This is a genomic window from Gilliamella sp. A7 (assembly GCF_002142015.1).
Lineage (GTDB): Bacteria > Pseudomonadota > Gammaproteobacteria > Enterobacterales > Orbaceae > Gilliamella > Gilliamella apis_A.
In genome coordinates this window covers 1-6199 of the sequence record NZ_NASN01000076.1, presented here as the reverse complement: position 1 = coordinate 6199, position 6199 = coordinate 1, and the positions used below count along the sequence as shown (strand labels likewise).

General features: G+C 34.7%; 4 protein-coding genes. 1 reads left to right on the top strand and 3 read right to left on the bottom strand.

Annotation, left to right across the window (positions count from 1 at the left end; translation table 11 throughout):
- Positions 1–509 precede the first annotated feature (509 nt).
- Complete coding sequence (locus B6D18_RS11870; protein WP_086364635.1) at positions 510–2837, top strand: zinc/cadmium/mercury/lead-transporting ATPase; 2328 nt, start codon at positions 510–512, stop codon at positions 2835–2837.
- Between the two features lie 58 nt (positions 2838–2895).
- Here B6D18_RS11870 and birA read toward each other — a convergent pair whose 3' ends face one another.
- Genes birA through murB form a run of 3 tightly spaced genes read right to left on the bottom strand, consistent with a single transcriptional unit; the run spans position 2896 to position 6029 of the window.
- The gene (birA, locus tag B6D18_RS11865; protein ID WP_086364634.1) at positions 2896–3849 is read right to left on the bottom strand and encodes a bifunctional biotin--[acetyl-CoA-carboxylase] ligase/biotin operon repressor BirA; all 954 of its coding nucleotides are present in this window, start codon (positions 3847–3849) and stop codon (positions 2896–2898) included.
- Positions 3850–3856: 7 nt separating this feature from the next.
- On the bottom strand, positions 3857–4969 hold the full coding sequence (locus B6D18_RS11860; protein WP_086364633.1) for an MFS transporter: 1113 nt from the start codon (positions 4967–4969) through the stop codon (positions 3857–3859).
- Between the two features lie 49 nt (positions 4970–5018).
- Positions 5019–6029 (bottom strand): UDP-N-acetylmuramate dehydrogenase, encoded by a 1011-nt coding sequence (gene murB, locus B6D18_RS11855; RefSeq protein ID WP_086364632.1) that lies wholly within the window; start codon positions 6027–6029, stop codon positions 5019–5021.
- Positions 6030–6199: the final 170 nt, after the last annotated feature.

Below are 6199 nucleotides of genomic sequence, written 5' to 3'. Positions count from 1 at the left end.
GTTTAGTAATACTAAAATAACATATAAACCTAGTAAATGTTGGAAAATATATTGTTAATTGAATTATTTTTCATAATTCAATTAATTTAGTATTTACTAAACCATGTATAAAACCAATTGATTGAAAATAACACTTTATCAACAATAAGTTAGCAAATTACCGCTTTATTCAAATTGATATAAATCAATTTGATTGATATATCCTGAATAATTTCATCCTAAATCACATCAGAAAATATCTCGATAATAACAAAATTTTATGATTATTCCAATCATTGGTTAGGTAACATCCATGTTAATTAACAAAAAATACCTTTTTTTGTACTAGTTAGTATAAATAATTTATTTTTTTTTACAATTTTACTTTTAAAAAAATTTGTTAAGATATGTAAATAAATCCCAAATTTACTATTCCCTTTCTATAATATTTTTACCTATTTAGTGAAAAAATATTTCTTTTTGTTTTTTTGAGTGTACAATCAAAATCATCCACAAAAAGAGGTAACGTTATGTTATATAATAACAAATTCAATCAATCTCACCATGATAATCACGATCATTGTCATGGAGATTGTCATAATATTGCTCATAATCATACACATAATTCCCAACATTCTCATGATACAAATCATGAGCAGGCTATAGGACATTGTTGTGATGGGCATGATCATAGTTCATCACAACAGTGCGAGATTGATGATCCACCAGAAGATCCTGAACGGAGCAGTCAAGATGTTAAGCTAATCTGGAAAATTCAGGGTATGGATTGCGCACATTGTGCAAGTAAAATCGAAAACGGTGTAAAAACACTGCCTAATATAAATCAAACCAAAATTATTTTTTCTACTGAAAAGTTAATCGTTTTTGTTCCTAAGCATGATGATGCAGTAATAAAGATGATTGAAGACAAAGTCATGGAATTGGGATATACCCCAATTTTTGAATCAATCCCAAACCATGTTTATCACCATGAACATTCACATAATTTTGATAAAAAAGCATTTATTCCGTTAGGTATTTTAGGCATATTAATTGTTATTAGTTATCTTATTTTGTTGATGAACCATACAGTTGGTGAGTATGCGTTTATAGTCACAGCTGTTGTTGGGATAATACCTATTTTGAAACAGGCGATTGTGTTAACCCGTAGTGGTACACCGTTTGCTATAGAATCTTTAATGAGCATTTCGGCTATTGGTGCGCTGTTTATTGGTGCCGCCGAAGAAGCCACCATGGTCATCTTCTTATTTATGATAGGTGAAATGCTTGAAGGCTTTGCTACTAGTAAGGCCAAAAAAGGGATTTCGTCACTGGCAGAATTAATGCCTGATGAAACAGTGATTATCATTGATGGTAAAAGAAAAACCGTTGCCAGTCATACATTAAAACCTGATGATATAATCGAAATTTCATCTGGTGGACGATTACCTGCTGATGTTGTTTTAATTAGTGAACAAGCAAGTATTGATGAAAGCGCTTTAACTGGTGAATCAATTCCAGTTAATTATTTAAATGGCGACAAAATTTTAGCTGGCTCGTTAGTGGTAGACAATACAATTCAACTTAAGGTAGTTTCGGAATCAGGACAAAATGCTGTCGATCGCATTTTGCAATTGATTGAAGATGCCGAAGATCGTAAAGCACCGATTGAGCGGTTTATTGATAAATTTAGTCGTTATTATACTCCTGGCATTACACTATTTGCTCTATTAGTGGTAATAATTCCACCATTATTGATGGATGAAGACTGGTATACATGGATCTATCGAGGATTAACATTATTATTAATTGGTTGTCCTTGTGCATTAGTCATATCCACACCAGCAGTTATTACTTCAGCCTTGTCTAGCGCGGCTAAATATGGGGTATTGATAAAAGGTGGTGCTGCACTTGAGCATATTGGTTCAATTAAAATGCTAGCATTTGATAAGACAGGTACCTTAACCGAAGGTAAACCACAAGTAACAGATGTAATTAACCATCAATGTTCCATAGAACAGTTATTATCTACTGTTGCGGCTATTGAAAGCGGATCACACCATCCTTTAGCAAAAGCTTTAGTCGATTATGTGAGGCGAAAACAGATTCCTTTTTACGAAGCAAATAATCGCAAGGCAATTGCTGGTGTTGGCATTCAGGGAGAGCTTGATCAACAAACTTATTTTGTCGTATCACCAAATAAGATTGAAACAGTAGCAAATGTACTAAGTATTGAAGATCTTCAAACAATCAACCAACTTGAAGGTAATGGTAAGACGGTGGTAGTCGTCACAACTGACCAACAATTGTTGGGAATTATTGCTTTACAAGATGTACTACGAAATGATGCTTTGCCAGCTATCGCTGAGCTTAAACAACTTGGTTTACAAACTTTAATGTTAACCGGTGATAATCAACGAGCAGCAAAAGCAATTGCAGGTCAATTGGGCATTGATTATCGTGCAGAATTACTACCAGCTGATAAGTTAGTAAAAATTGAGGAGATTGGACGCCATACTTCAATTGCGATGATCGGTGATGGTATTAATGATTCCCCAGCAATGAAAGCTGCTACTGTCGGAATAGCTATGGGTAGTGGTACTGATGTTGCACTTGAAACTGCTGATGCCGCACTGACTAAAAACAGTTTGTTAAGTTTGCCGATATTAATACGCCTAGCCCGTTTTGCTAATCGTAATATTAAACAAAATATTACTATTGCCTTAGGCATTAAGTTGATATTTTTAATCACTAGTTTATTTGGCGTAACAGGTCTTTGGTTAGCTGTGTTAGCCGATTCTGGTACCACTGCGATTGTTACCGCTAATGCATTAAGATTGTTAAGAGTCAAAAAATAACAAACAATTAAATAAATGGTGCCCCATTACAATTAGTTGGGGCGATTTCTTACAGTGGCTAGTCATCACTTCTTAATGAAATTTCTCCACCAATAAAAGCTTTAGTTTTACCATCTTGTTCTAAGATTAGAGCACCTTGTTCACTGATTCCTTTAGCTACTCCACGAATGACATTGTCACCAATTAATAATTTAACCGGACGATTAGCAAAATTGTCGAGTCGTTGCCAATCATCGAGAAATGGTGTTAGACCTCGTTGTTCAAAGTCGGTAAGTTTTGCTGTTAAGTTTTTGACCACTTTGGCCACTAATAAATTGCGGTCAACTTTACCTAAATTAGCCCATTTTTGATTGACAATATCAGGATCAGGATTAGTCATCATTAAATTAACACCAATACCAATGACAACATGAGCACAGTCACCTGTTTTACCGGCAAGTTCAACTAATATACCGGCAAGTTTTTGATCACCGAGATACAAATCATTAGGCCATTTAACTTTGATATCTTGACCAGAGATTTCCCGTAATGTATCAGCCATCACAATACCAACCACTAAACTTAGTCCCATAGCAGCTGCAATGCCTTGATCAAGTCGCCAATACATCGAAAAGTAAAGATTACTGCCAAACGGTGCAAACCATTGACGCCCTCGCCTGCCACGAGCTTTAGATTGGAACTCAGCAACACAACTGTCACCAGTTGTTAATCTGTCAATATTATTTAATAAATATTGGTTAGTCGAATCAATGATAGGCAATACTTCAACGTGACTATCAGCCCCATAATAGTTATTGATTTTAGTTTTATCGAGTAAGTCTATCGGTGATGCTAAGCAGTAACCTTTACCTTGTACTGAAGATAAGGTAATCCCCCACTCTCTTAGTACTTTTATATATTTGTTGATTCCCGCACGGGTAATACCAAACAGATTAGCTAACTCTTCGCCTGAATGAAACTCTCCATCAGCTAATATATTGATCAACTTCAATGGATTTTGGTTACTGCGCATTAAATCCTCACTTTTTGAATAACAATAAAACAACAAAATAAAGTGAAATTATAGCAAAACTGATAAATAAATAGGTATTACTTAACTTATCCATTATAAAAGCTATAACCGCTGGTGCAACTAAACTACCAAGGGTATTAGTTAATAACATGGCTTGGTTCATCGATACAATTTCTTGTTTGCGTACACACGAACAAGCCCATGCCATAGATATTGGATAAATGGTATAAATGGTTGCACCTAATAAAATAATGGCTAATACACCATAAACATTAAATATTAGCAAGCTGCAAGCGACCATCATTAAGATTGATTCTACCAGTAGCACTATACGCCGTCCAAACTTGTCTGCACACCAGTTGGCAGGCATTTGAGCTATCACACCAGAAAGTATCAGCAATACCATCCAATTTGCTACTTGATTATCGGTATAGCCTAAGTGAGAGTAGTAAGCAGGCATTAGTGAATAAAGTGATCCAATTAACATACCAGCAATAGCACAACCAATTAAACCAACTCGAGAAGGTTTGTATAATATCATTGGCATAATATTAAAACTGCTTTTTTTCTTTTTCGGCAATTTATAGTGGGTTAGCAATATAAATAAGATAGCTAATCCCATTAGTACTGCAATCACTAAGCCAAAATAGAGTACGTCTTGCGGAAAATATTGTAGCAATGCTTGTCCTAATACGGTACCTAAGTAGTAAGTAGTCAAATATACAGCAAGCATTTTTCCTCGGGTGCGTACTGTACCAGTGACTAAAATACAACTTTCGATCACAACCCAAGTGACAGCACAGGCAATACCAATAAAAAATCGCCATATTGCCCAGCTGTAAAAATCCATAGAAAAACTTAAACCAATTGTCGCAATCGCAAAAATTATACAACTGTAGGTATAAGTATATCTGGCATTAAATCGGCTAATAAACCAATTTGCCATAATCGTGCCAAGCAAGTTACCTGTGAAATAGCTTGAACCAACTAAACCTATCTGTCCAAGAGAAAAATCCTCACGGACTAACCAAAGCGGCACTTGAGTATTGAGTGCCGATAAGGCAATGGTAACAAATAATAAACTTGTTAATAAAATAGGAAATGAATACGAACGTTTCATAGTTTTATTGTTTATAAGTAGTTTTATTATCTATAAAGCGTTTGCCACTTTATAAAAAATTATCCACGTCAATTTCACCTGTCGCGCCCATAAATCTAATTTCTGGCGATAGGTGCACCGAGAACTTTTGTAATACTGTATCTTTGATATAACGCGCTAACGCAACTACATCTTGCGCTGTAGCATTATCTTTATTGACTAATACCAGAGCTTGTTGTTGATGCACTGCTGCACCACCAATTTGATAACCTTTTAAACCACACTGATCAATTAACCAACCAGCAGCTAATTTTATTTGATTATCTATTTGAGGATATATAGGCATTGATGGGTATTTTTCAAGTAGTTTATCAGCAAATTTTTTATCTACCACGGGATTTTTAAAAAAGCTACCGCCGTTACCTAATACTTTAGGATCTGGCAATTTACTACGACGAATCTCACATACTTTGTCGAAGATCATTTGGGCTGTAACATTTTGCGGATCAAAATTTTTTAATTCCCCATAAGTTAGTACGGGGGTCCACTGTTTTGGTAATTTAATTCCAACATAGACAACCGCATAACCCTCGGCGTATTTATGTTTAAAAATACTTTCACGATAACCATATTGACCATCAGTAATGCGAATAATTTGACCGGTCGCAAATTCAAGCAATTCAACATAATCTGCTACTTTTTCAAATTCAACACCATAAGCACCAATATTTTGGATTGGTGCAGAACCTACACACCCAGGAATAAGCGCTAAGTTTTCAAGTCCAGAAAGATTTTGGGTGATAGTATGATCAACGAGATCATGCCAATATTCACCGGCACCAACTTTTAAATGCCAGTGCGTTTGCGTTTCAGTAATAGTTAATCCTTTAATCCGATTAACAATGATTGTGCCCGCAAAATTTTCGGTAAATAACGTATTACTACCCTGTCCAATCATCATGATTGGTTGATTTTTGGGGTTGTTTTTCCAAACTTGCATTAGTTGTTCAACTGTTGTGATAGTTTCAACTTGTTTAGCATAAACATCTAAGGCAAAAGTGTTAGGAATTTTTTGATTCATTAATAACGACCTTTTATAAAAACATACTTTTAATTTCGTTTAAACCAATCTTATTTGGCATTTTTATAAATTATTCCATTTGTTTGATTAGTTTTAGCGTTTAAAAACATTAAATTAATGGCTTTATCAATTGTATATATGATATAGCTTCTTTATGCAATTGTATTTAC

Coding starts and splice junctions, on each gene's coding strand:
- B6D18_RS11870 (WP_086364635.1), top strand. CDS start 510: ATGTTATATAATAACAAATTCAATCAATCTCACCATGATAATCACGAT.
- birA (WP_086364634.1), bottom strand. CDS start 3,849: ATGCGCAGTAACCAAAATCCATTGAAGTTGATCAATATATTAGCTGAT.
- B6D18_RS11860 (WP_086364633.1), bottom strand. CDS start 4,969: ATGAAACGTTCGTATTCATTTCCTATTTTATTAACAAGTTTATTATTT.
- murB (WP_086364632.1), bottom strand. CDS start 6,029: ATGAATCAAAAAATTCCTAACACTTTTGCCTTAGATGTTTATGCTAAA.